19 protein-coding genes are annotated in these 22,250 nt (G+C 71.6%); 11 read left to right on the forward strand and 8 right to left on the reverse strand.

Annotated elements, in window-relative coordinates:
• The first annotated feature begins 74 nt into the window (after positions 1-74).
• Entirely contained in the window at positions 75-719 is a 645-nt protein-coding gene (locus STRCI_RS02305) for a TetR/AcrR family transcriptional regulator (protein WP_269657101.1), read from the forward strand.
• Here STRCI_RS02305 and STRCI_RS02310 read toward each other — a convergent pair.
• A complete protein-coding gene (locus STRCI_RS02310) occupies positions 679-1,986 on the reverse strand; it encodes an aldehyde dehydrogenase family protein (RefSeq protein ID WP_269657102.1) in 1,308 nt (435 codons plus the stop codon). The genes STRCI_RS02305 and STRCI_RS02310 overlap by 41 nt on opposite strands.
• A 198-nt stretch (positions 1,987-2,184) precedes the next feature.
• Here STRCI_RS02310 and STRCI_RS02315 point away from each other — a divergent pair, with 198 nt between their 5' ends.
• Positions 2,185-2,625 carry an SPW repeat protein gene (locus STRCI_RS02315; RefSeq protein WP_269657103.1) on the forward strand — a complete coding sequence of 147 codons (441 nt, stop codon included), beginning with the start codon at positions 2,185-2,187 and terminating at the stop codon, positions 2,623-2,625.
• A 91-nt stretch (positions 2,626-2,716) separates the two neighbouring features.
• Here the strand turns inward: STRCI_RS02315 and STRCI_RS02320 are convergent, their stop codons facing one another.
• Both STRCI_RS02320 and STRCI_RS02325 read right to left on the reverse strand, forming a co-directional pair.
• A complete protein-coding gene (locus tag STRCI_RS02320) occupies positions 2,717-3,484 on the reverse strand; it encodes an ArsR/SmtB family transcription factor (protein WP_269664472.1) in 768 nt (255 codons plus the stop codon).
• Between the two features lie 83 nt (positions 3,485-3,567).
• The gene (locus STRCI_RS02325; RefSeq protein WP_269657104.1) at positions 3,568-4,518 is read right to left on the reverse strand and encodes an NAD-dependent epimerase/dehydratase family protein; all 951 of its coding nucleotides are present in this window, start codon (positions 4,516-4,518) and stop codon (positions 3,568-3,570) included.
• A 132-nt stretch (positions 4,519-4,650) separates the two neighbouring features.
• Between STRCI_RS02325 and STRCI_RS02330 the strand changes: the two genes are divergently transcribed.
• The 3 genes from STRCI_RS02330 (at position 4,651) to STRCI_RS02340 (ending at position 10,328) form a co-directional block, all read left to right on the forward strand.
• Positions 4,651-5,136: a nucleoside deaminase gene (locus tag STRCI_RS02330; RefSeq protein WP_269657105.1), complete on the forward strand. Its 486-nt coding sequence runs from the start codon at positions 4,651-4,653 to the stop codon at positions 5,134-5,136.
• Positions 5,137-5,241: 105 nt separating this feature from the next.
• Positions 5,242-9,603: an aminotransferase class I/II-fold pyridoxal phosphate-dependent enzyme gene (locus STRCI_RS02335; RefSeq protein ID WP_269657106.1), complete on the forward strand. Its 4,362-nt coding sequence runs from the start codon at positions 5,242-5,244 to the stop codon at positions 9,601-9,603.
• Positions 9,600-10,328 (forward strand): class I SAM-dependent methyltransferase, encoded by a 729-nt coding sequence (locus tag STRCI_RS02340; protein WP_269657107.1) that lies wholly within the window; start codon positions 9,600-9,602, stop codon positions 10,326-10,328. The genes STRCI_RS02335 and STRCI_RS02340 overlap by 4 nt, the downstream gene beginning before the upstream one ends.
• Positions 10,329-10,388: 60 nt before the next feature.
• On the opposite strand, the gene STRCI_RS02345 is transcribed toward STRCI_RS02340, so the two are convergent.
• Complete coding sequence (locus STRCI_RS02345; protein ID WP_269657108.1) at positions 10,389-11,036, reverse strand: chaplin; 648 nt, start codon at positions 11,034-11,036, stop codon at positions 10,389-10,391.
• A gap of 298 nt (positions 11,037-11,334) precedes the next feature.
• On the opposite strand from STRCI_RS02345, the gene STRCI_RS02350 reads away from it, so the two are divergent.
• Complete coding sequence (locus STRCI_RS02350; RefSeq protein WP_269657109.1) at positions 11,335-12,906, forward strand: alpha/beta hydrolase; 1,572 nt, start codon at positions 11,335-11,337, stop codon at positions 12,904-12,906.
• 93 nt (positions 12,907-12,999) lie between these two features.
• The gene (locus STRCI_RS02355; protein WP_269657110.1) at positions 13,000-14,586 is read left to right on the forward strand and encodes an SMI1/KNR4 family protein; all 1,587 of its coding nucleotides are present in this window, start codon (positions 13,000-13,002) and stop codon (positions 14,584-14,586) included.
• 12 nt (positions 14,587-14,598) lie between these two features.
• Here the strand turns inward: STRCI_RS02355 and STRCI_RS02360 are convergent, their stop codons facing one another.
• On the reverse strand, positions 14,599-15,024 hold the full coding sequence (locus STRCI_RS02360) for a MarR family winged helix-turn-helix transcriptional regulator (protein WP_269657111.1): 426 nt from the start codon (positions 15,022-15,024) through the stop codon (positions 14,599-14,601).
• Between the two features lie 66 nt (positions 15,025-15,090).
• Here STRCI_RS02360 and STRCI_RS02365 point away from each other — a divergent pair, with 66 nt between their 5' ends.
• Together STRCI_RS02365 and STRCI_RS02370 are read left to right on the forward strand one after the other, a co-directional pair.
• Positions 15,091-15,513 carry a PaaI family thioesterase gene (locus STRCI_RS02365; protein ID WP_418953300.1) on the forward strand — a complete coding sequence of 141 codons (423 nt, stop codon included), beginning with the start codon at positions 15,091-15,093 and terminating at the stop codon, positions 15,511-15,513.
• 302 nt (positions 15,514-15,815) lie between these two features.
• Positions 15,816-16,913 (forward strand): baeRF3 domain-containing protein, encoded by a 1,098-nt coding sequence (locus STRCI_RS02370; protein ID WP_269657112.1) that lies wholly within the window; start codon positions 15,816-15,818, stop codon positions 16,911-16,913.
• Between the two features lie 10 nt (positions 16,914-16,923).
• Here the strand turns inward: STRCI_RS02370 and STRCI_RS02375 are convergent, their stop codons facing one another.
• Positions 16,924-17,337 carry an SsgA family sporulation/cell division regulator gene (locus tag STRCI_RS02375; protein ID WP_269657113.1) on the reverse strand — a complete coding sequence of 138 codons (414 nt, stop codon included), beginning with the start codon at positions 17,335-17,337 and terminating at the stop codon, positions 16,924-16,926.
• A gap of 460 nt (positions 17,338-17,797) precedes the next feature.
• Between STRCI_RS02375 and STRCI_RS02380 the strand changes: the two genes are divergently transcribed.
• Positions 17,798-19,222: a PP2C family protein-serine/threonine phosphatase gene (locus STRCI_RS02380; RefSeq protein WP_269657114.1), complete on the forward strand. Its 1,425-nt coding sequence runs from the start codon at positions 17,798-17,800 to the stop codon at positions 19,220-19,222.
• Between the two features lie 30 nt (positions 19,223-19,252).
• Here STRCI_RS02380 and STRCI_RS02385 read toward each other — a convergent pair whose 3' ends face one another.
• Together STRCI_RS02385 and STRCI_RS02390 are read right to left on the reverse strand one after the other, a co-directional pair.
• Complete coding sequence (locus tag STRCI_RS02385; protein WP_269657115.1) at positions 19,253-20,743, reverse strand: DNA-binding protein NsdB; 1,491 nt, start codon at positions 20,741-20,743, stop codon at positions 19,253-19,255.
• A gap of 58 nt (positions 20,744-20,801) precedes the next feature.
• Complete coding sequence (locus tag STRCI_RS02390; protein ID WP_269657116.1) at positions 20,802-20,999, reverse strand: hypothetical protein; 198 nt, start codon at positions 20,997-20,999, stop codon at positions 20,802-20,804.
• Here STRCI_RS02390 and STRCI_RS02395 point away from each other — a divergent pair.
• Positions 20,998-22,137, forward strand: coding sequence for an aminoglycoside phosphotransferase family protein (locus STRCI_RS02395; RefSeq protein ID WP_269657117.1), 1,140 nt, complete (start codon positions 20,998-21,000; stop codon positions 22,135-22,137). The two genes, STRCI_RS02390 and STRCI_RS02395, sit on opposite strands and share 2 nt — an antisense overlap.
• The last annotated feature ends 113 nt before the right edge of the window (positions 22,138-22,250 follow it).

The following is a 22,250-nucleotide window of genomic DNA, read 5'->3' on the forward strand; positions in this document are numbered from 1 at the left end:
GCCTGGAGCGACTGCTGTAGGGGGCGCTCCAATTAGAGTGGGATCTTCAGTGCCCGTACGAGCTGGAGACACCCATGACGCAGGCCCCGCGCAGGAAGCGCGCGAACGGGGTGGAGTCGCGGCAGCGGATCCTCGACGCCACCGTGGAGATCGCCGGGGAACGCGGCTACGACGGCACCTCCATCGCGGCCGTCAGCGCCAAGTGCGGACTGCCCGCCAGCTCGATCTACTGGCACTTCAAGGACAAGGACGACCTCATCGCCGCGGTCATCGAGCGCAGCTTCGAGACCTGGCTGACGGCGGTGGAACTGCCGGGCGAGGGCGCGGGGGCGCCGCTGGAGCGGATGACCGCGATGGCCGCCAACATCGCCAAGTCCCTCGTGGACGCGCCCGACTTCCTCCGCCTCGGCCTCATGCTCGCCCTCGAACGACGCCCCACCGAACCACGCGGCAGAACCGTCTTCCTCCAGGTCCGGGACATCTCCCGCCGACGGATCGCGGAACTGCTCCAGGGCCTCTTCCCCGACCTGGACGCACCGGATCTCGCCACCCTCACCACGTACACCGTCGCCGGCGCCGACGGACTGTTCGTCCAGCGGGAGGTCGCCGGCGACGACGTGGACCTGGTCGCGCTGTTCGAGATGCACGCGCGGATGGTGTACGAGGCCGCGGCCCGGCTCAGCCGAGCGGCTTCTCCAGCAGCGCCTTGCGGTGACTGAACGTCTCGATGGAATAGCGGCCGTGGTAGTTGCCCATGCCGCTCTCCCCCACTCCGCCGAACGGCAGGTCGGAGACGGTGAGATGGGCGAGCGGAAGCCCGTAGCCCAGGCCGCCCGAGGACGTCTCGGCGGCGATGCGGGCCCTCGTGTCGTCCGACTCGGAGAAGACGTACAGCGCGAGGGGCTTGTCACGGTCGTTGATGAAGTCGATCGCCTCGTCCAGGCCGGGGACGGTGACGATCGGCAGGATCGGGCCGAAGATCTCCTCGCGCATGACCGGCGAGGACGGGTCGACATCGGCCAGCACGGTCGGCGCGAGGTACTTCGACGCACGGTCGCTCTCGCCGCCAACGACCGCGCGCCCCGAGTCGAGCAGCCCGGTCAGCCGGTCGAAGTGGCGCTCGTCGACGATCCGGCCGTACTCGGGCGAGGCCGCTGGGTCGGTGCCGTACAGCGACTCCACCGCGCGGACGAACTCCGTCTCCAGCGCAGCGGCGGTGCCGGGGTCGGTCAGGACGTAGTCGGGGGCCACGCAGGTCTGTCCGGCGTTGAGGAACTTGCCCGCGGCCAGGCGGTCGGCGACCACCTTGAGGTCGGCGTCGCGGTCGACGAACGCCGGTGACTTGCCGCCGAGTTCGAGGGTGACCGGGGTCAGGTGCTCGGCGGCGGCGCGCATCACGATCCGGCCGACCGTGCCGTTGCCGGTGTAGAAGATGTGGTCGAACCGCTCGGCCAGCAGGGCGGTGGTCTCCGGGACACCGCCCTCGACGACCGCCACCGCCTCCGGGTCCAGATACGTCCGCAGCAGCCGGGCCAGCACCGCCGAGGTGGCCGGGGCCAGTTCGCTGGGCTTGGCGAGGACCGCGTTGCCCGCGGCGAGGGCGCCGACGACCGGGGTCAGCAGGAGCTGGGCGGGATAGTTCCAGGGAGCGATGACGAGGACGACGCCCAGCGGGTCGTACTGCGTCCAGGCGCGCGCGTCGGTGCCGAGGTGGGCCGGGACGGGGGCGGGTTCGGGACGCAGCCAGTCGTCGAGGTGGTCGAGGGTGTGGTCGATCTCGCGGACGGTGAACCCGATCTCGGTGCGCTGGGCCTCCGTGGCGCTCTTGCCCAGGTCGGCGTGGAGGGCGGCGGCCAGCTCGGGGGCGTTCTCGGTGAGCATCGCGCGCAGCCGGCGCAGTTGCGCGACGCGCCACTCGACGGGCTTGGTGCGGCCGGAACGGAAGGCGGCGCGCAGTCGCGCCACGGTGTCGGCGGAGTGGTTCACGGTGCCTCGCTGGTGAGTACGGTTTCGATGTTTCGGTGTATAAGCCAACCATCCGGCGGAGGGATCCATTCCCTGCCCGCCACCCACCCCTCTGACCTCTACACATAAGGGCTGAATAAGTGCAGAATGTAGAGAAGCGGCGCTTATCCGCATACCGCACCAGACGCGGTCAGGCCTGCTAGTCAAAGGAGACGAGTCATGGCCAACGTCTCGCCCACCAGAGGTGACATAACGAGCCACCCGGATGCCATGGAAATGCGGGAACGGTACGCCCGCATGCTCGGCGGTCGTGATGTGGCGCTCGTGGACGGACCGGTGTTCCTGCTCGGTCTGTACTGCGCCGTGTCCCCGTGGATCGTCCACTACACGACCAGCCAGCCGGACCTCGTACCGCACAACCTGGTCATCGGGATCGCGATCGCCCTGCTCGCCCTGGGGTTCACCCGGGCTCCCGAGCGCATGTACGGCCTGAGCTGGGCCATGTGCGCGCTGGGTGCGTGGATGATCGTCTCGCCGTGGATCGTCGGCGACAGCCCGGACGCGGGCGTCGTGTGGAACAACGTCATCATCGGCGCCCTCGCCGTGCTGCTCGGCCTGATGTGCGCCGGTACGGCGGCGAAGAGCGCCCCGAAGGCATGAGAGCGACGAAGTGATCGGTAACTAGAGACAGAAGGAGGACGCGTCGGCCGGTCCGGGCACCCGTGGGCCGGCCGACGCCACATGTCCCCGGTCAGGCCCCCGGCACCAGCCACGGCTCCTGCGAGAGCGTACGGCCGGTCTCCAGCAGGGACTTGAGGTTGGACATCACGGCCGGCCAGCCCTGCGAGACATCGGCGAGGTCGCGCTCGCTCGGCAGGTCCTCATGGGTGACGGTCAGTCGCACGATGCCGCCGTGCGGCTGGATGTCGAAGGTGACCCGGGAGTGCGTGTCGGTCCGGTCCTCCTGGCCGGGCTCGGCCCAGGTGGTGACGAGCCGGGTCGGGCGCTCGCTCACCACCACGGTGCCGACGACATCGGCGATGCCGGAGCCGTCGGTGCGGACATGCTCCCAACGGGAGCCCCGCTCCCAGTCGGAGACGTTGCTGTGACCCCAGTAGGCGGCGGTGAGGTCGGCGTCGGTGAGCGCGTCCCAGACCTTCTCGGGGGTGCTCTCGATGTAGGTGACGTAGACGTAGGTGGGCTTGTCGGTCATGGCTTCCTCGGCTTGTCGCTTCACGGCGCCGAGCACCCGCAGGCGCGGGCGCTCGAACTTGTCGATCCACCGCTCCTGGATCTCGTGGAGCGGGACCGGGTTGAGGTAGTGCAGCTTTTCCCTCCCCCGCCGCACAGTGCTGATCAGCCGGGCCGCCTCCAGCACGGCGAGATGCTGGGTCACCGCCTGCCGCGTCATCGCGATGCGCGCGCACAGCTCACCGAGCGTCTGGCCGTTCTCCTCGTGCAGCCGGTCCAACAGCCGCCTGCGCGTGTCGTCGGCCAGGGCCCTGAAGACCTGGTCCATCCCGGAGTCACTCTCTGATCGCACACTCAACGTTATGCAGGCAATTTCTTGCATGTCAAGGCGCCGCCGGAGTCACCCCGGAGTCACTGACCGCCGAGCCACTCCGCATACCAGGCCACCGTGGCGTCGATCGTCTCGGCGAGCGGGACCGGCGCCGCGGCGAAGGCGCGTTCGAAGGCCGACGAGTCCATGATCTGGGGCTCGGTGTGCTGGTAGAACATCTCGGCGTACTCGGCCATGAACTGCTCGTCGAACGGGCCGAAGGGGCGGGCCTCGGGCACGGGCACCACGGTCAGCGGCCGACCGGCCCGCTTCTCGATCATGGCGAGGATCTCTCGGGTGCTGACGGCGGGCGCCGTCGGCAGGTGCCAGACCCGGCCGTCACCCTCCGGGCGCTCACCCAGAGTCGCGAGGCCCGCGGCGACGTCCTCGATGTTGGTGTAGCTGTGCGGCAGGTCGATGTCACCGAGCCCCGGCACCTCCCCGCCGGTCAGCGCGGCCGGGAACACCGCGCCGCCCAGAGTGGAGTTGACGACTCCGGGACCGACGAAGTCGGCGGAGCGGCCGAGGACGACCCGGGCGCGCCCCTCGCGGTGGGCGGCGAGGTACTTCCCGTCCAGCTCGGCCCGCATCCGGCCCTTTCGGGTGGTCGCCTGCCACGGGGAGTCCTCGGTCATCACCGCTCCGCCGGTCTCGCCGTACGGGTAGAGCGTGTCCAGCACCACCAGGCGGGCGCCGACGGACTCGACGGCGGCCAGGACCGCCTCCTGGATCCGGGGCATCACCTCGACCTGGAGGTGATAGCCGACGTTGACGCAGTGATAGACGACGGTGGCCGAGTCCACGGCGGCCCGCGCGCCCTCGGCGGTGGCGACATCGGCGGCGAACCGCTCGACGCCCTCCGGCGCCGGCCCCTCGCCCTTGCGGTCGACGAGCCGCACCGGGTGGCCCCGGCGCACCAGTTCGCGGGCGAGCGCGGTCCCGGCCGGACCGGAACCGAGGACGACGTGCAGGGAGCGTGCGGTAGCGGTCATGGCTGACCCCTTCCAAGAAAAGTTATGTGCTGTCGTTTCTGTTAGAGACTATAACTCTCACGAACAGGTCTGGCAATGGGCGCGAGCGTAGGGTGCGAGGGAAGATCGTCCGAGCGAGAAGGGTCGTACGCCATGGCCGTGAAGGACTCCGAACTGCCCTACCTGCGCCGCTGCGTGGAGCTGGCGGCCGAGGCGCTGGAAGCCGGGGACGAGCCGTTCGGCTCGGTGCTGGTGGGCGCGGAGGGCGCCGTACTCGCCGAGGACCACAACCGGGTGGCCTCCGGCGACCGCACCCGCCACCCCGAGTTCGAGCTGGCCCGCTGGTCGGCGGCGCATCTCACGCCCGAGCAGCGGGCCGCCGCCACCGTCTACACCTCCGGCGAGCACTGCCCGATGTGCGCGGCCGCCCACGCCTGGGTGGGCCTCGGCCGCATCGTGTACGTGGCCTCCTCCGCGCAGCTCGCCGCCTGGCTGACCGACCTGGGCGTGCCCGCCGCGCCGGTGCGGGCGCTGCCGGTCCACGACGTCGCCCCGGGCGTGCTGGTGGAGGGCCCGGTGGCCGAACTGGCGGACGAGGTGCACGCGCTGCACGTCCGCTTTCACCGGCAGCGCGGCTGACCGGAGCCGCCCTCCCGCCGAGATGCAGCGGCCGGTCCGCGCTGCCTAGGATCGGAAAAGGCCCCGGCCAGGCAGACGGCCGGGCCTCTCCCTCGGGGGGAGGCGATGCCCTTGCAACCGGCACAGCGGCTGACGATCGCACTGGTGACACTGGTCGCGATCGCCACCGCCGTATATCTGGCGGTCCCACCGGCGCTCGCTCCGGTGTGGGCGGTGATCGGTCTGCTGGGAGTCGCCGCCGTCCTGACCGGCACCGAACTGCACCGTCCGGCCCATCGCTGGCCGTGGTGGGTGCTCGCGGCCGGACTGCTCACCTTCATCACCGGGGACACGTACTACAACGTGATGGAGGAGTACTTCAACGCCTCCAATCCGTTCCCCTCCCCCGCGGACGCCTTCTACCTGGCGAACTACGTACTCTTCGCGATCGGCCTGTCCGGTCTGATCCACTACCGCTGGGCGGGCCGTGACCTGCCAAGCCTGCTCGACGCGCTGATCTTCACCGCCGGCCTGGCCCTGCCCGTGTGGATCTACCTGGTGGAGCCGCTCACCGAGGTGGAGGGGCTGACCTGGCAGCAGCGCGCGGTCAGCATCGCCTATCCGCTGGGCGACGTCCTCGTCCTGGCCCTACTGGTCCGGCTGCTGGCCCCGAACCCCCTGAAGGGGCCCAACCGGTCGGTCCAGCTGCTGGTCGTCGGCACCCTGACACTGCTCTGCTTCGATATCGCCTACGGCATCCTCCAGCTCAACGCGACCTGGGAGACCGGCACCCTGCTCGACGCCGGCTGGATCGTCTTCTACACGGCCTGGGGGCTCGCCGCGCTGCACCCGTCCATGGTCGAGCTCACCGCGTCCGTGCCCACCCGGGAGTCCCTGCTCCCGCCGGCCCGACGGATCTTCCTGCTGGCCCTGGCGACGCTGATCGCACCCGCGGTCCTGCTGCACGCGGCGGCGCGCGGCACCACCCATGACGCCGCCGCCATCGCCACCTTCTCGGCCGCGCTGTTCCTGCTGGTCATCCTGCGCCTGGCGGTCATGGTGGTGGCCCACCGCCAGGCGGTCTCCCGGGAACTGGCGCTGCGCGGCGCGGCGGCCTCGCTGGTCTCGGCGTTCCGGCTGACCGACGTGGCCCGCTCCTGCGCGGACGCCGCGGACACCCTGCTGGGGCCCGCCGTACGCCATCGGACCCTGGTGCTCTCCGCCGAGGAGGCCACCGATCCGGCCCTGCGCAAGGCCCATCTGACCGAGCCCGCCTCGCTCGGGCCCGCCCTGGCCGCCGAGTTCGGCTCACTGCCGTCGGTGCTGGTGTGCCCCATGACGCCGCCCGACCGTCCGCCCGGCGGAGTCGCCGGTGCGCTGCTGGTCGCCGGGCCCGCCCGGCCGCTCGCCGAGACCCGCGGCTCCCTGGAGATCCTCGCCTCGCACGCGGGGCTCGCCGTGGAACGGGTGATGCTGCGCCAGGAGGTGATCCGCCGGGAGAGCGAGGCGTACTTCCGCACTCTGGTGCGCAACACCTCCGACGTCATCCTGATCGTGGAGGACGACGACACCGTCCGGTACGCCAGCCCGTCCGCCTCCGCCGTGTTCGGCACCGCGGACCTGGCGGGCAGCGCCCTGCCCGAGCTGGTGGACCCTCGGGACCGCTCCCGGGCGGCCCGGGCGCTGGCGTCCGTGCGGGACGAGGAGTCCCGTGCCGGGCACGACCACTGGTGGGTGCGCCGCCGCGACGGCCATGTCGAGGTCGAGGTGCGCTGCACCAACTTCCGCGCCGAACCGACCGTCGGCGGCCTGGTCGTCACCCTGCGGGACGTCACCGAGCAGCGGCGGCTCCAGCAGGAGCTCACCCAGCGGGCCTTCCACGACCCGCTGACCGGACTGCCGAACCGGACACTGCTGCTGGAGCGGATCGAACGGGCCCTGCTCCGGGGCCGCCGGGAGTCCGCGCTGACCTGTCTGCTCTTCATCGACCTGGACGACTTCAAGCAGGTCAACGACACCCTCGGACACTCCACCGGCGACCAGCTGCTGGGCGCCGTCGGCACCCGGCTCTCCCGCACCCTGCGCCGCAGCGACACCGCGGCCCGGCTCGGCGGCGACGAGTTCGCCGTCCTGATGGAGGACGCCCGGGAGCCGCTGGACGCGGAACTGCTCGCGGCGCAGGTCATCCAGGCGCTGTCGCGGCCGTTCATGCTGCCCGAGGAGACGGTGACGGTCTCCGCCAGCGTCGGGGTGGCCACCGCCCGGGACAGCACGGACGCGGAGGAACTGCTGCGCCACGCCGACCTCGCGCTCTACGCGGCGAAGGCGGCCGGGAAGCGGCAGTGGCGGCGCTTCCAGCAGTTGCTGCACACACGGATGGTCGAACGGCACGACCTCCAGAGCCGGCTCGCGCAGGCCGTGGCCGACAAGGAGTTCGCCCTGCGCTACCAGCCGGTGGTGGACATCACCGCAGGGCAGGTCGTCGGCTTCGAGGCACTGGTGCGCTGGCCCGGCGCCCCGCGCCCGCCCGTGCTGCCGGAGCAGTTCATCGGCCTGGCCGAGGAGACCGGGCACATCGCCGCGCTCGGCGCGTGGGTGCTGGAGAACGCCGTGCGGGACTTCACGGGACTCCAGCCGCTCGCACCGACGCGTGACGGGCCGTCGTTCATCAGCGTCAACGTCTCCGCCCGGCAGTTCCGGGAGAGCACCTTCCTGGACCACGTCGGCCGGGCCCTGGCCACCCCCGGGCTCGCGCCCGGCTCGCTCCAGCTGGAGCTGACCGAGACGGTGCTGCTGCGCCGGGACACCCAGATCCAGACGGTGCTGCACGCGCTCAAGGAGCTGGGGGTGCGGATCGCGGTCGACGACTTCGGCACCGGGTTCTCCTCGCTGCGGTATCTGCGGGACTTCCCCATCGACGTGCTGAAGATCGACAAGTCGTTCATCGAGGACATCGCCCGGGACACCCAGCAGGTGGCCCTGGTCGAGGGCATCGTGCGGCTCGCCGACACCCTGGGACTCCAGGTGATCGCGGAGGGAATCGAGGACCCGGCGCAGCGGGACCTGCTGGCGGGCATGGGCTGCCGGCTCGGGCAGGGGTACCTGTTCGCCCGGCCGATGACGGTCGACCAGACGGAGCGGGTGCTGCGGCGGCGCGGCAACGGCCGGAGGACGCCACCGCCGCAGGCCGCCCCTCGGCTGGCCACACCCGGCACTCCGCCCGCCCGGCGCGACCGCTCGCGCGACCTGGACCGGCTGCGGCGCACCAGCCCGATGAGCGACGCGGTCCTGGACGAGGTGCGCGGCCGGCACATCCGCTGCCGGGACCACTGGCTGATCGACTACGCCTCCTGCAACTACCTCGGCTTCGACTGGGACCCGGAGATCCTCGCGCGGGTCGAGCCCGCCGTACGGCGCTGGGGCACGCATCCGAGCTGGTCCCGGCTGCTGGGCAGTCCACGGCTGTACCCCGAGATCGAGGAGCGGCTCGCGGGCCTGCTCGGCGCGCCGGACACCCTGCTGCTGCCGACGCTCACCCTCATCCACGCCTCGGTCATCCCCGTCCTCGCCGAGCAGGGCCATGTCTTCATCGAGGCCACCGCCCACCGCACGGTCTACGACGGCTGTCTGGTGGCCCGCGGCCAGGGCGCCACGCTGCGCCGCTTCCACGCCGAACGGCCCGAGGAGCTGGACGCGCTGCTGGCCGCCGCGCCGACGGGCGCGCCCCGGCTGGTGTGCCTGGACGGCGTCAACAGCATGAGCGGCAACATCTGCGACCTGCCGGCGCTGGCCGCCGTGTGCCGCGAGCGGGGCGCCCTGCTCTATGTCGACGACGCGCACGGCTTCGGCGTGATCGGGGAGCGCGGTCCGGGCGAGCCGTGCCCGTACGGTTCGCGCGGCAACAGCGTGGTGCGGCACACCGGTGAGTCCTACGACGGGATCGTGCTGGTCGCCGGGTTCTCCAAGGCGTACTCGTCGCTGCTGGCCTTCCTCGCGCTGCCGACCGGGCTGAAGAACCGGCTCAAGACGGCCGCGGCGCCCTATCTGTACTCCGGGCCGTCACCGACGGCGTCGCTGGCCACCGCGCTGGCCGGACTGGATGTCAACGAACGGCGCGGCGACGCCGTACGCGCAGATCTGCACCGCAAGACGGCCCGGGTGCTCGACCACCTGGCCGAGCTGGACGTGTACACCCTGAACCGGGACGGGCTGCCGATCCTGGAGGTCCCGCTGGCCGACGCGGACGACCTGAACGGGGTCGCGCAGCTGCTGTGGGACGACGGCATCTATGTGACGCTCGCCGCGTATCCGCTGGTACCGCGCGACCGGGTGGGGTTCCGGGTCCAGATCACGGCGCTCAACTCCGACGAGGACATCGAGCGGCTGAACGACACACTGACCCGGGTCGCCGCGCGTTACCCACTGCGCCGCCGGGGAACGCGGCACGCCGTGTCCGGGGCCGGAGCGGGAGGGGCGGGACGCTCATGACGACGCACAACGACGACGTGGACTGGGACCGCTGGCCGGTCGCGGACTACCTCGCCGAGAACTACCGGGACGTGCATCCCTCGGACGCCGCGGTCATCGCGCACCACGCGGCGTTCTACCGGCGGCTGGCTCCTCATTCGGTGGCCCGTTCGGTGGAGTTCGGGGCGGGCCCGAACCTGTATCCGCTGATGCTCGCCGCCGCGGTGAGCCGCCGTATCGAGGCCGTGGAGGCGGGCGCCGGGAACGTCGCCTACCTGGAGCGGCAGATCCTGTGCGGCCCCGAGGCGAGCTGGCTGCCGTTCCACGAACTGTGCCGACAGCTCAATCCCGAGGTCCCGGCCACGCCCGCGCAGGCGCTGGCGCAGGTGTACGTGGTGCACGCGGACGTCCGGGAGCTGCTGCCCGACTCCTACGGACTGGCGTCGATGCACTTCGTCGCGGAGGGCGCCACCGAGGACTTCGCGGAGTTCGCCGCGTTCTGCCGGGCCTTCGTGCGCTGTGTCGAGCCGGGCGGCCACCTGGTGGCGGCCTTCATGGAGAACATGCCGACCTACCGGATCGGACCGGCCTCGCGCTGGCCGGGCTGCCCGATCGACCCGGACCGGGTCACCGAAGTGTTCACGCCGCTGACCCAGAAGCTGTCGGTGACCCATATCGACTCCGACCCGACGCTCCCCGACTACGGCGACTCGGGGATGGTGCTGCTGACGGGCGTGGCCCGGTGAACCCCGGGCACGGCGAAGGCCCCACCGGTGGTGCGTCCGGTGGGGCCTTCTGTCCTGGGGTCAGCGGGTGGCGCGGGGGCGGAAGCGCCGGTAGAGGGCGGCGCCGCCGACGATGAGGGCCGCGCCGCCCGCGACGGCGGGCAGGGTGTGGTCCGCTCCGGTGTGGGCGAGCGAGGGCCCGGGGGTGTGCGGGACGGGCGCCGTGGGCTTCGGGTCGGGCTCGGCGCGGGGCGGCCGGGGTGCCGGCTTCCCGGGACGCCCGGGTCGGACCGGACGCTCCTCCGGGGCATTCACCGACTCGTTGCCGACGGCCGGGTTGCCGATGCCGACCACGTTCACGCTGTTCCCGCTGACGTTCACCGGGACATCGACCGGCAACTGCACGCCGTTACCGGAGAGCACACCGGGCGAATCCTTTCCGCCGCCCTCGGCGGACGCCCCGGCCGGTGCGCCCCGCTCCTCGCCCGCGCTCTCATTGGCGCAGGTGTTGCCCGCGGCCGGGTTGAGCAGCCCCACCACGTTCACGGTGTTCCCGCACACGTTCACCGGTACATGCACCGGGAGCTGGACGGTGTTGCCGGAGATCACCCCGGGCGAGCCGGCCGCGGCGCCGTCCGCCCCGGAGTCGGCGTGCGCGGGCATCGTCACGGCCATCGCGCCGGATGCGGCGGCGACGGCGATCACACCGTTTCGGGTAACCCTTCGCATAGGTTCCCTGCCTTCCAGACATGGACGCGGGCACTCGCCCGCACCGGATAGAACGCGGGCGAACCATCAGAGTTATGGCTAATCGGCCTTTCACCCCATCGAGCGGCACTGTTATCGAACTGGCGGCAAAGTGCCCCGTATGCGGATGCAGACGCCGGTATGCACATGCAGCGGGCGGCTGCGGATCGTAACCCCGGCCAGCCCGCCCCGCTCGCCCGGAGGCGGACGTTCCGGGGGCCGCATATCGTGATCGAGGGCGCCGGATCCCGGTCCGCCGACGGGCGCCTTGGAGGCCTGCATGCCGGTCAAGCAGTCGAAGCGGCCCGCCCTGCGGCGCTGCGCGATCGTCGCGGCGATGGCGCTGCCGCTGCTGGGACCGGGACTGCCCACGGCGGACGACGAGCCCGATCTGACGCGGTTCTACCGGCAGAAGGTGTCGTGGGGGAAGTGCGAGGGCGTCGACGCGCCCAAGGACTTCCAGTGCGGCAAGGTCACGGTCCCGCTCGACTACACCGACCCCGCGGCCGGGACGCTCGACCTGGCGCTGGCCCGCTACCGGGCCACCGGCGACTCCCGGGGTTCGGTACTGCTCAACTTCGGCGGCCCCGGCGGCGCGGGGGTGGACCAACTGGCCTACGGCGGCAAGGACTTCATGAGCCTGACCGACGGCTACGACGTGGTGACCTTCGACCCGCGCGGGGTCGGCCGCTCCTCGCCGGTCAGCTGCGGCGACGGCACCGAGGAGATCGCCGACTCCACGGACGACAGCACCGAACTCGGCTCCGATCCACAGGCGGTGCTGGAGGAGATCCGCCGCACCGCCGCGGCCTGCACGAAGCACTCCGGCCCCGTGCTGCCGTACATCGGCACGGTGAACGCCTCGCGCGACATGGACGTGATGCGTCAGGCCCTCGGCGACAAGAAGCTCAACTACCTCGGCTTCTCCTACGGCACCCGGCTCGGCGCGGTGTACGCGAAGCAGTTCCCGGACAAGGTGGGCCGCATGGTCCTGGACGGCGTCGACACCCTCACCGAGCCGCTGACCGAGCAGGGCGTGGCGGGCGCCGAGGGCCAGCAGGCGGCGCTGGACGACTTCATCGACTTCTGCACCGAGGACATCGCCTGTCCGTTCGGCCAGGATTCACGCACCGCGCGGGAGGAGGTCGTACGGCTGGTGGAGTCGCTGGACGAGGATCCCGTGCCGACGGACTTCGGGGACGTGTTCACCGGGCAGGACCTGGTGGGCGCCATCGGACAGGCGCTGTACAGCGAGGACATGTGGCCGTCGCTGCAGCGCGCCCTGACCTCGCTGATCGAGGACGGCGACACCCGGGGCGTGATGAGCCTCGCCTACGGCGGCCTCTCCGTGCCCGCGCGCAACGGCGACGGGGACGGCGGCCTCGCCGATCCTGAGGACGTCCCGCTGGACAACCTTCCCGCCGCGCTGATGGCGATCAACTGCGCGGACGACCCGGACCGGCCCACCGCCGAGCGCATCACCCGCGACCTCGGCCGGCTGCGCGCCGAGTACGAGCGCGCCTCCCCGGTCTTCGGCCGCTACCGGCTCACCGAGGTCCTGATGTGCTACGGCCGCCCCAAGGGCACCGACTTCATCCGCGAGCAGGTCAAGGACGTGGACACGCCGAAGATGCTCCTGGTCGGCACCCGCGGCGACCCGGCGACGCCGTACCGCTGGACCGTGCAGACGGCGAACCGGCTCGGCTCCTCCGCGGTGGTCCTCGACAACCGCGACAGCGGCCACACCGGATACGCCTCCTCGCGCTGTGTGCAGGGCAAGGTGGACGCGTTCCTGCTCTACGGCTCACTGCCCGCGAACGGCAGTTCATGCGGCCCGGACGAGAACGGCTGAGGCATCTCCGCGCGGGCGGCGGGCCGTTGAACCGTCACGACCCGGGCGAGCCGCTCGTGCAGGGCCGCCGCCGCGTTGTCAGTGGTCGCTGCCATGATTCCCGCGAACGTCGAGAGCGGGGAGCGGGTCATGGTGGAGCAGGCGGTACGGCCGATCGTCGAGGCGATGTTGTCGCACATCCCGAGCGGCTGGACCGAGGCGGTGATGTACGCCCGGGCCGGGCACCACGGCAGTTCGATCACCGGTGGCTACAGCCCGCGCCGGAGCGGCTGGCACGTGGGCCTGCCGAGCCCGCACGCGGAGCTCATGGCGCTCGGGAAGCTCCTGCGCGAGCAGCACGGCTGGGAGCCCGCCTCCCTGGAGATCCGGTGCCGGCCCACCGGCGAGTACCGGCTCGTCGCCTTCCACGACGCCGTCACCCAGGTGACCGGGGACGGCGGCTTCCAAGTGGTCCTCGATCCCGGATACGAACTTCCGCAGCCCGGACTGCGCCAGGAGCCCGGCACCGCCGCCCCGGCAGGAGACCCGGAGTTGGCCGTGGCCCGCTTTCACGCATACCTGGAGCGGCGCGCCGAGATCCTGGGACGACCCGAGCAACTGCCCCCGCCCGCCACCGAGGCCGCGATCCAGGCGGCCGAACAGAAGCTCGGCCGGCGCATCCCCGCCGATCTGCGCGCGCTCTATCTGCTCGCGGACGGAGACCGCGACCACTACCTCTTCCCGGGCAACGCCTGGCTGTCGGTGGCGAGCATGGCGAGTGAGCACCTGGAGTGGGGCGCGGACCAACGGCCCTGGTACGGCTGGGACCTGGAGTGGGCAGCGGTCGTCCTCGACACCGTGCCGGCCGACACCGTGCGGCGCTGCGGCGGCCACCCCGGGTGGCTGCGGTTCGGCAGCGGCGAGGACGGCAACTTCCTGGCCGTCGACGTGGCTCCGGCCCACGACGGCCGCCCCGGCCAGGTCATCCGGACCGGCCGGGACTACGACGAGGGTCCCGTCCACGTCACCGACTCGGTCACCTCACTGCTCGGCCGCTGTCTGGAACTGCTGGAGCAGGGCGCGTACTCGGTGCACGGCGAGCATCTGTATCTGGAGGAGCCCGGCGCCGACTCCGAGACCCAGGAGATCATCGGCGGCGATGTGCCCGAGGAGGTCCCGCCGACCCTCCAGGCCCTGCATGTCAACAACGTCACCGGACAGGTCGACCTGGCCCCGCTCACGGCCGCTCCGCGCCTGCGCAAACTGCACCTCAACCGCGCCACCACCGCCGACCTCACGCCGGTGCGGGAGCTGCCCGTCGAGTCCTTGCGGGTCAGCCTCGACGGCGGCGACCTGAGCCCGCTCACCGGCCACGCCCACCTGGCCTCGCTCGGCCTCACCACCACCGCCCCGGTCGACCTCGCGCCCCTGCGCACGGTGCCCCATCTGCACGGCCTCGACCTCTCCGGGGCCGGGAGAGCGGACGTGGCCGTCCTCGCCGAGCTGTCGGGCCTGCGCTACCTCGCCCTCACCGCGGACCAGTGGACGGTCCTCCTGGACAAGGCCGGAGCGCCTCCCGCCCTGGTGGCCGCCCGCCTGGCCGGCGAGGACGTCACCCTCGACGACGCCCTCGCCCTGGCCGCCCGCCTCGGCCTGGACACCGGCGGTGCGCTGCGCGTCTCGGGTTCCATCGAGGCATGAGCGCCGCCGACGTCACTCCTCGCCGTGCACGATCCGGTGCAGGGCGGCGGCCGTCCGGCTGAATCCGTCGTCACCGAGCAGCTCGCGCAGCTCGGTGTTGAAGCGGTCGATCTCGGGGCGGGCCGCGTCCAGGGCGGTGGCTCCGGCGTCGGTCAACTCCAGGACCACGGCCCGGTGTTCGCTCGGGTGCGCACCCTTGGCGAGGAGCCCTGCCGTGGTCAGCCGGGTCACCAGGCCGGTGACGGCCGACTCGCGCAGGCCGAGGGTGCGGGCGAGCTGCTGCTGGGTGACGCCCGGCCGGTCCTCGACGGCGAACAGCGCGCCGAGCTGGACGGTGGTGATCCCGGCCGCCGCCACACAGCGCCGGTCGGCGGCGGTGCGCAATTGGTGCGCCGCCCGCTGCAACAGGAAGTACAGGCGTTGATCGGGCTCGGGCATGGGCCGATCTTGACAGAGGCGGCAGGCTCGCGCCACTCTCAGTTCACTAGTGAAGTGAGGTTGGACGTGAACAAGACCCCGGATCTGGACCAGGCCCGGCGGGTTCTGGCGGCGCAGCCCTTCAGCGCGCTGCTCGGCACCCGGCTGACCGCCTTCGGCGACGGCGAGGCCGTCCTCGAACTGGACATCCGCGAGGAGCTGCTCCAGCAGCACGGCACCGTGCACGGCGGTGTCCTCGGCTACGCGGCGGACAACGCGCTGACCTTCGCCGCGGGCACCGTGGCCGGCGCCCACCTGATCACGGCCGGGTTCACCATCGACTATCTGCGCCCGGCCAAGGGCGACGTCCTGCGGGCACATGCTCAGGTCGTCCGGGCGGGCCGCACCCGGGTCGTCGTCCGCTGCGACCTCACCACCGTCACCGGCGACGGCGACGCGACCCTGTGCGCGGTGGCCCAGGGCAGCATCGCGGTCCAGCAGGCGGCCTGAGCCGACCGTTCGTCCGTCCGTCCGTCCGTCCGTCAGAAGTCGACCGGGCGCCGGACGATCGGGCAGGTCGTGCAGTAGTCGCCACCCCGGCCACCATCAGGTTCCCGGCGAGGCAGGGAGAAGACACCGGATCGCGGCCTCGGCCTCGGCCATGGACGTCCTTGGCGGGTCAGGCGCCGCCGCAGGTCGGCGACGCGGAGACGCCATCCGGCAACCCGAGCAAGATTATCAGCGGAATGTCCTCAATGCCCGTCCGATTCGCCCCCGATGCCCGATCGGCGAAACAGTCCTATCGTGCTGTCATGGAGCATGCACTGAGTCCCGCCACGCTCGCCGAGCTGCGCCGCCCGCGCCCGTATCCCGCGGTGTCCGTCCTGACCCCGACGCACCGCAGGGAGCCCGAGAACTCCCAGGACCCGGTCCGGCTGCGCAATGTCGTGGCCGACGCCAAGAAGCAACTGGAGGCGGATCCCGCGGTCAGCCGGGAGCGCCGGATCGATGTCGTCCGGCATCTGGAGGAAGCGCTCACCGAGGTGGACCTGGCGCACGCCGAGGACGGCCTGGTGATCTTCGCCGCGCCGGGTGAGCACCAGGTGTGGTCCCTGGCCCGCACGGTGCCCGAACGCGTGGTCCTCTCGGACACCTTCCTCACCCGCAACCTGGTCTCGGCGCAGGCCGCCGAGCGTCCGTTCTGGGTGCTCTCCGTCTCCGCCGACCGCGTCACGCTGTGGAACGGCGGCGGCGACCGGGTCACCGAGGAGCAGGCCGGCGGCTTCCCGCTCACCCGGACCCTGGACAACTTCGACGCCGAGCACCAGGAGCGGATCGGCGACCGGCCGAGCACTTTCCGCGACGAGGCCACCCGGCACTTCCTGCGGGAGGCCGACACCGCGATCGGCAAACTGCTGCGCGAGAATCCGCGCCCGCTGTACGTCACCGGTGAGACGGCGGCACTGTCCCTCCTCGACGAGGTCGGCAGCGTCACCAACGACGCCGTCCACGTCCGCCATGGCGGCCTGTCGGACGCCAGTCCGGAGGCGGTGTGGCAGGCGGTCCGGCCCATGGTCGCGGCCGACGGGCGCAAGACCGCCGACACCGTGGCCCGGGAGCTGGAGACGGCCCGGGGCCGTCGGTCGTACGCGGCCGGTCTCGACGAGGTCTGGCAGAACGCCCGCGATGGCCGGGTGCGGCTGCTGGCAGTCGAGGAGAACTACCGCGCGACCGTCCGCGACAACGCCGGCGACCATCTGGTCCCGGCGATGAGCGGTGATCTCGACGCCCGCGAGGACATCGTGGACGAGATCGTCGAGCAGTGCTTGGAGACCGGCGCCGACGTCCGCTTCGTCCCGGACGGCACGCTGGGCGACGCGACCGGTATCGCGGGCATCCTGCGGTACTGAGCCGAGCCCGTCAGACGCTTCCGAAGAGCGCGCTCAGCCCCTCGTCGACGGCCGAGCCGACATCCTCCCGGCCGACCGCGACGACGGCATGGCTGCGCATCAGGAAGCGGCGCAGGGCGGAGCTGTCGAACCGCAACAGGGCGAGCCCGTACGGCGAGTGGAACTCCAGCACCGTACGGGCCCCGCCGCACGGCCAGATGTGCACGTCCCCGTCCCCGGCCGGGCCGCGCAGCCCCTCCGCCAGCAGCGAGCGGGCGAAGGTCCAGGTGACGCACTCCCCGTCCAGGGAGACCTCGGCCGGGAAGTCGATGTGCACGGCCAGCGGATCCGCCGAGCTGTAGCGGAGCGTGGCGGACGCGGGCAGTTCCTGCTCATCGGCGGTGATCAGACGCGCACGGGCTGGCTGCTCCAAGGTGATGTCCATAACTGTCTCCCCCGTGGTCGGTGCCGCGGCCGGCCAGGAATGGCCGACACGTCTTTAAGGACCTCCCAGACCCCGCTCGCATTACACCGGAGCCGGAATTTCCGACGTGACCTGCGTCACGACCAGAAGGGGTATTTCGCCTCTCATTCGAGCGAACCCGTCCGAAGTCTCCACGGCGCACGCGAGAGAATCCGAACACGCTGCCGTCGAACACAGGGCTGGCCCCCTGATCGTCGCCCGGACGTACCGTCAGATCACGTACGCCGCCTACGACTTGACCACCTGACGACATACACCGATCGACCGGCGTGACCCGCCCGTGAAGACTGTGGCATATGCCAGAAGCACCACCGTATCGTGTGTTGCCAAATCCCTTACAGCGCGTCGCGGGCTGTGCAACAGTCGTAACGGTCCCTCCGTCCCATCTTTGGTCGTACCGTCCCCTTCACCGGAGTGCGTCATGCCGTCCCATCTCTCCGCGGACCGCCCGGCCGCCCAGCCACCCGGACGCGGCTCGGTCGACGCCCTGATATCGCAGGCGCGCCGGCTCAAGGGCGACATGGACGCCGTACGGCGGGACACGCCGAGTGACGGTTCGGACCCGCAGGAGCGCTGGCAGCGCGCGCTGTACGACCTCGCGCTGACCCAACTCGACGACCTCGACACCCACTTGGCCCAGCTGCGGGAGGGACCGCCGCCGGTGCCCGCCGCACCGGCGACACCCGCCGCGGAATCCGTGCCGCCCGCCCCGGGCGGCTCACTGCTCAGCAGGGTCGGCAGCGCGGAGTGGAACCTCCTCACGGACGAGGCGAGTTGGTCCGGCGAGCTCTACCAGATCCTGGGCCGGGACGCCGCCACTCCCCCGCTCACCCTCGATGAACTGCCCTCCCTGGTACACGACGAGGACCGGCCGAGGCTGACCGCGATGGTCACCGACTGTCTCGTCGACGCCAAGCCGATCGACGGGGAGTTCCGTGTCGTCCGCCCGGGCGGTGCGGTGCGGACCGTCCACATGATGGGCGAGCCGGTGCTCGGCGCCGACGGAAGCACCGCCGCGATGTGGGCCGTGCTGCGGGACGTCAGCGAACTGCGCCGCAGCCAGCGCGCGTTGAGCGAGACCCGTGACTCGCTCCAGCGCCAGCGGCACCGGGCGCAGACCGAGCACCGGCTGGCGGTCGAACTGCAGGAGGCCGTGCTGCCGCCGTGGCGTGGCTCCCTGCGGCTCCCGCACCAGGGCCCGCAGACCCTGGACCTGGCCGCCCACCACCTGCCCTCCGCGATCGGCTCCCTGATCGGCGCCGACTGGTACGACGCCCTCGAACTCCCCGGCGGCGAGACGCTGCTCAGCGTCGGCGACCTCACCGGCCAGGGCGTCGCCGTGGCCTCGGGCATGGCGACACTGCTGGGCGCCGTACGCGGGATGGCGATGGCCGGCACCGAGCCGGGCCAGCTGATGTCCTGGCTCAACCAACTGCTCGACGCCACCGTGCAACCCGCCCTCGGCAGCGCGGTCTGCTGCCGCTACCGGCCCGAGACCCGCACCCTGGTCTGGGCCCAGGCAGGACACCCCGCCCCGCTGCTGTTCCGCGGCGGGACGGGGTGCCGGTTGCGGTCACCGAACGGCGTCCTGCTGGGCGCGACGACCGGTGCCGCCTACGACCAGGCCGAAGTGACCCTGGAGACCGGAGACCTGCTCCTCCTGCACACCGACGCACTGGTGTCCGGGAACAGCGGCACCGACCCGGTGAACCGTCTCCTCGACCTGGCCCCGCGGTTCGACGCGGCGGAGACCGCACAGGACTGCGTGCGGATGGTCGTGGAGGAGTTCGGCGCGACCGGGCGCGAGCACGACGCCTGCGTGCTGATCGCCAGGGTGACGTCCTGATCGTGGTGCGGGTTCCAGCGCACAGGCCCCCTATGCCCGTGCGGTGCTCCCGCCCTTTGCCTGCTTCGGCAGGGCCAGCTTGATCTCCTCCCGCAGTTCGAGGATCCTCGGGTAGCTGGAGTACTCGGCGGTCAGCCGGTACATCTGGCGCAGCCGGTCCCAGGTGCGGTGGGAGGAGTTGGATCCCATCGACACCAGCGCCAGTCGCGCGTAGCGGTCGGCCTGTTCGGGGTCGTCGGCGATGAAGCAGGCGGAGGCCATCGACAGGAAGTCGAAGATCTTCGACCGCTGCCGCCCGTCGACCCGCAGGGACAGGGCCTTATCCGCATAGTGCTGGGCGTGCGCGGCCGCGGTGGGCTCGAACTCCGCCAGCGTGCGGTAGGCCAGGGCCTGCATGCCGTACAGGTCCTCCTCCTTGAAGGTCTGCATCCAGCTCGGGGGCGGTACATCGCCCTTGTCGGAGACGAACAGGTCCTCCGCCTGTCCGAGGGTGCGGCGCATCGCCTGGCCCTTGCCCATGGAAGCCTGCGCCCAGGCCTCGATGGTGTAGAGCATCGCCCGGGTCCGCGGCAGCACTTCGGCGCCGGAGCCGGACTGGGCGAGCTTCATCAGGTCCAGTGCGTCGTCGGGCCGGCCGAGGTGCACCATCTGGCGAGCCGCTCGGGAGAGCGCCTCCCCGGCGCGGGGCCGGTCGCCACCCTCACGGGCCGCGTGGGCGGCGATGACGAAGTACTTCTGGGCCGTGGGCTCCAGGCCGACGTCGTGCGACATCCAGCCCGCGAGTACGGCGAGATTGGCGGCGACGCCCCACAGGCGCCGCTGGAGGTGTTCGGGGTGCCGGTAGGCGAGCATGCCGCCCACTTCGTTGAGCTGTCCCACTACCGCCTTGCGTTGCAGCCCGCCACCGCGGGCCGCGTCCCAGGCGCGGAACACCTCCACCGAGCGCTCCAGTTCCTCGATCTCCTGCGACCCGATGGGGGCGGCCTCATAGCGGTCGAACCCAGCGGGGTCGGCGTGCAGGGGATCGTCGAGTCGGGGAGCGTCGGCCTTCAGAGTCGGATCGGTGTGCAGCCAGTCGTGCATGGCGCTGCTGAGTGCGGATCCCGCGGCGAGCGCGGCACCCGCGCCCACCAAGCCGCGTCGGTTGAGCATGAGGTCCATTCCCGTGAATTCGGTGAGGACCGCAGCTGTCCGTTCGGGCGCCCACGGCACGCCGTCGGGATGTTCCACACTCCCGCCGCCCTGCCGTTTCCCCGCACGCCCGTGCCGGACCAGACCGAGGTCCTCGATGGTCACGACACGGCCGAGTCGCTCGGTGAACAGAGCCGCCAGCACCCGCGGCACCGGATCGCGCGGGATCTCTCCCATGTCGATCCAACGCCGCACCCGCGAGGTGTCGGTCGACAGCTGAGGGTGGCCCATGGCCGCCGCCTGCCGGTTGACCAGCCGCGCGAGTTCGCCCTTGGACCAGCCGGCCAGGCCGAACAGGTCCGCGAGGCGGGAGTTGGGTTGTCCGTTCACGTCAAGCCCCCAGGTTCTCGGCTGAGTTGACAGTAGCCCGGTGAGAGTTGCCGGGCGACTATTCGCCAGGGTTCGCCAGGGTGCGCCAGATGGTGTGCCACTGGGCATCGGGTGTCAGGTAGGAACGCGCCACCCCGACCCGGTCGCCGCTCTCCACAAGGGCGCATTCCCCAGGGTGCACCCGGGCGACCGGGCCGGGTAGGCGTTTGCGCTTGAGCAGGTATTGCAGGCACACGAAGGGATCTGTTTCGCCCATGTACGCAGCATCGTCCTCCGTGTCCGCCCCGCCCCGGACGCTGCACCCCCGCCCGGCGGGCAGCGGCCCCTACCTCGACCCCGCCCGCTCGGCGGCCCCCGCCCTCGGAGCGGGCCGGCCGCGGCGTGCCCCGGGGATCGGCACCCAACCGCTCAGCGGGAGACTCGACTTGTCCGGCCCTCAGGGCGCCCAGCTGCGTACGGCCATCGCGTCGGTGCACCGGATCTGCCCGGAGTTCGCCCCGGTCCAGGTGCTGCGGCGCAGCGGGCGGTCCGTGCTCCTCGTGGGGACGACCGGGCGCAGCACGGCGGTCGCCAAGTGTTTACTGGACCACTCCCCCGTCTGGGCGGAGCGGATCCGGCACGAAATAGCTGCATACCGCTCGTTCGTCCGGCACCGCCCTCCAGTGCGGGTGCCCCGGCTGATCGCGGCGGATCCGGACAACTGCACACTGGTGATCGAGCGGATGCCGGGACGGGTCGCGGCCCTTCAGCGGCACCCGTCCGAGGCCCCACCCCGCGCGGACGTCAGGGCGGCGCTGGCGGCGATCTGCCGGCTGAACGCCTGGCGGCCGCCGGCGGGCACCTTCGACGCCCCGCTGGACTATCCGGCGCGCATCTCCCGCTATCACGAGCTGGGGCTGCTCACCGACCGGGACATGGGCGATCTCCAGAAGCTGCTGCACGGCATCGCGCACTCGGCGGGCCGGCAGGGCATGGGCCAGTTCTGCCACGGCGAGGCACTGCTGTCGAACATCCTGCTCTCACCGGCCGGTCCAGTGCTGGTGGACTGGGAGCACGCGGGCTGGTACCTCCCGGGCTACGACCTGGCCACCCTGTGGTCGGTCCTCGGGGACGCACCAGTCGCGCGTCGGCAGATCAGCCAGATCGCCCAGTCGGCGGGTCCGGCCGCACGGGACGCGTTCCTGGTGAACCTGATGCTCGTGCTGACCCGGGAGATCCGTACCTACGAGACGGCCGTGCAGCGTTCGATGCACGAAACGGCCCCGGCGGCACCGGGCACGGCCCACCTGGGTGCTGCGCCGTCCGGCGAGGAACAGCGGCTGCTGCTCAGGCGGCTGCACGACGACTGCCAGCTGGCCCGCCGGGCCGTGCGCGCCGCGGTCGGTACTCGCTGACGGGGACGGTGGTCCGCGGTGCGCCCTGAACGGCGGCGCACCGCGGATCTTCGTATGCGCGGCTCCTCCCTTGCCCCTGGGCATGATTGACGGATCGTCGGCAGGCCGGTACC

The organism is Streptomyces cinnabarinus, from assembly GCF_027270315.1.
GTDB lineage: Bacteria > Actinomycetota > Actinomycetes > Streptomycetales > Streptomycetaceae > Streptomyces > Streptomyces cinnabarinus.

What these genes read in the sequence shown, in the direction of transcription:
- STRCI_RS02305 (WP_269657101.1), top strand. Translation starts at nt 75, where the DNA reads ATGACGCAGGCCCCGCGCAGGAAGCGCGCGAACGGGGTGGAGTCGCGG.
- STRCI_RS02315 (WP_269657103.1), top strand. Translation starts at nt 2,185, where the DNA reads ATGGCCAACGTCTCGCCCACCAGAGGTGACATAACGAGCCACCCGGAT.
- STRCI_RS02320 (WP_269664472.1), bottom strand. Translation starts at nt 3,484, where the DNA reads ATGGACCAGGTCTTCAGGGCCCTGGCCGACGACACGCGCAGGCGGCTG.
- STRCI_RS02325 (WP_269657104.1), bottom strand. Translation starts at nt 4,518, where the DNA reads ATGACCGCTACCGCACGCTCCCTGCACGTCGTCCTCGGTTCCGGTCCG.
- STRCI_RS02330 (WP_269657105.1), top strand. Translation starts at nt 4,651, where the DNA reads ATGGCCGTGAAGGACTCCGAACTGCCCTACCTGCGCCGCTGCGTGGAG.
- STRCI_RS02335 (WP_269657106.1), top strand. Translation starts at nt 5,242, where the DNA reads ATGCCCTTGCAACCGGCACAGCGGCTGACGATCGCACTGGTGACACTG.
- STRCI_RS02340 (WP_269657107.1), top strand. Translation starts at nt 9,600, where the DNA reads ATGACGACGCACAACGACGACGTGGACTGGGACCGCTGGCCGGTCGCG.
- STRCI_RS02345 (WP_269657108.1), bottom strand. Translation starts at nt 11,036, where the DNA reads ATGCGAAGGGTTACCCGAAACGGTGTGATCGCCGTCGCCGCCGCATCC.
- STRCI_RS02350 (WP_269657109.1), top strand. Translation starts at nt 11,335, where the DNA reads ATGCCGGTCAAGCAGTCGAAGCGGCCCGCCCTGCGGCGCTGCGCGATC.
- STRCI_RS02355 (WP_269657110.1), top strand. Translation starts at nt 13,000, where the DNA reads ATGATTCCCGCGAACGTCGAGAGCGGGGAGCGGGTCATGGTGGAGCAG.
- STRCI_RS02360 (WP_269657111.1), bottom strand. Translation starts at nt 15,024, where the DNA reads ATGCCCGAGCCCGATCAACGCCTGTACTTCCTGTTGCAGCGGGCGGCG.
- STRCI_RS02370 (WP_269657112.1), top strand. Translation starts at nt 15,816, where the DNA reads ATGGAGCATGCACTGAGTCCCGCCACGCTCGCCGAGCTGCGCCGCCCG.
- STRCI_RS02375 (WP_269657113.1), bottom strand. Translation starts at nt 17,337, where the DNA reads ATGGACATCACCTTGGAGCAGCCAGCCCGTGCGCGTCTGATCACCGCC.
- STRCI_RS02380 (WP_269657114.1), top strand. Translation starts at nt 17,798, where the DNA reads ATGCCGTCCCATCTCTCCGCGGACCGCCCGGCCGCCCAGCCACCCGGA.
- STRCI_RS02395 (WP_269657117.1), top strand. Translation starts at nt 20,998, where the DNA reads ATGTACGCAGCATCGTCCTCCGTGTCCGCCCCGCCCCGGACGCTGCAC.
- STRCI_RS02390 (WP_269657116.1), bottom strand. Translation starts at nt 20,999, where the DNA reads ATGGGCGAAACAGATCCCTTCGTGTGCCTGCAATACCTGCTCAAGCGC.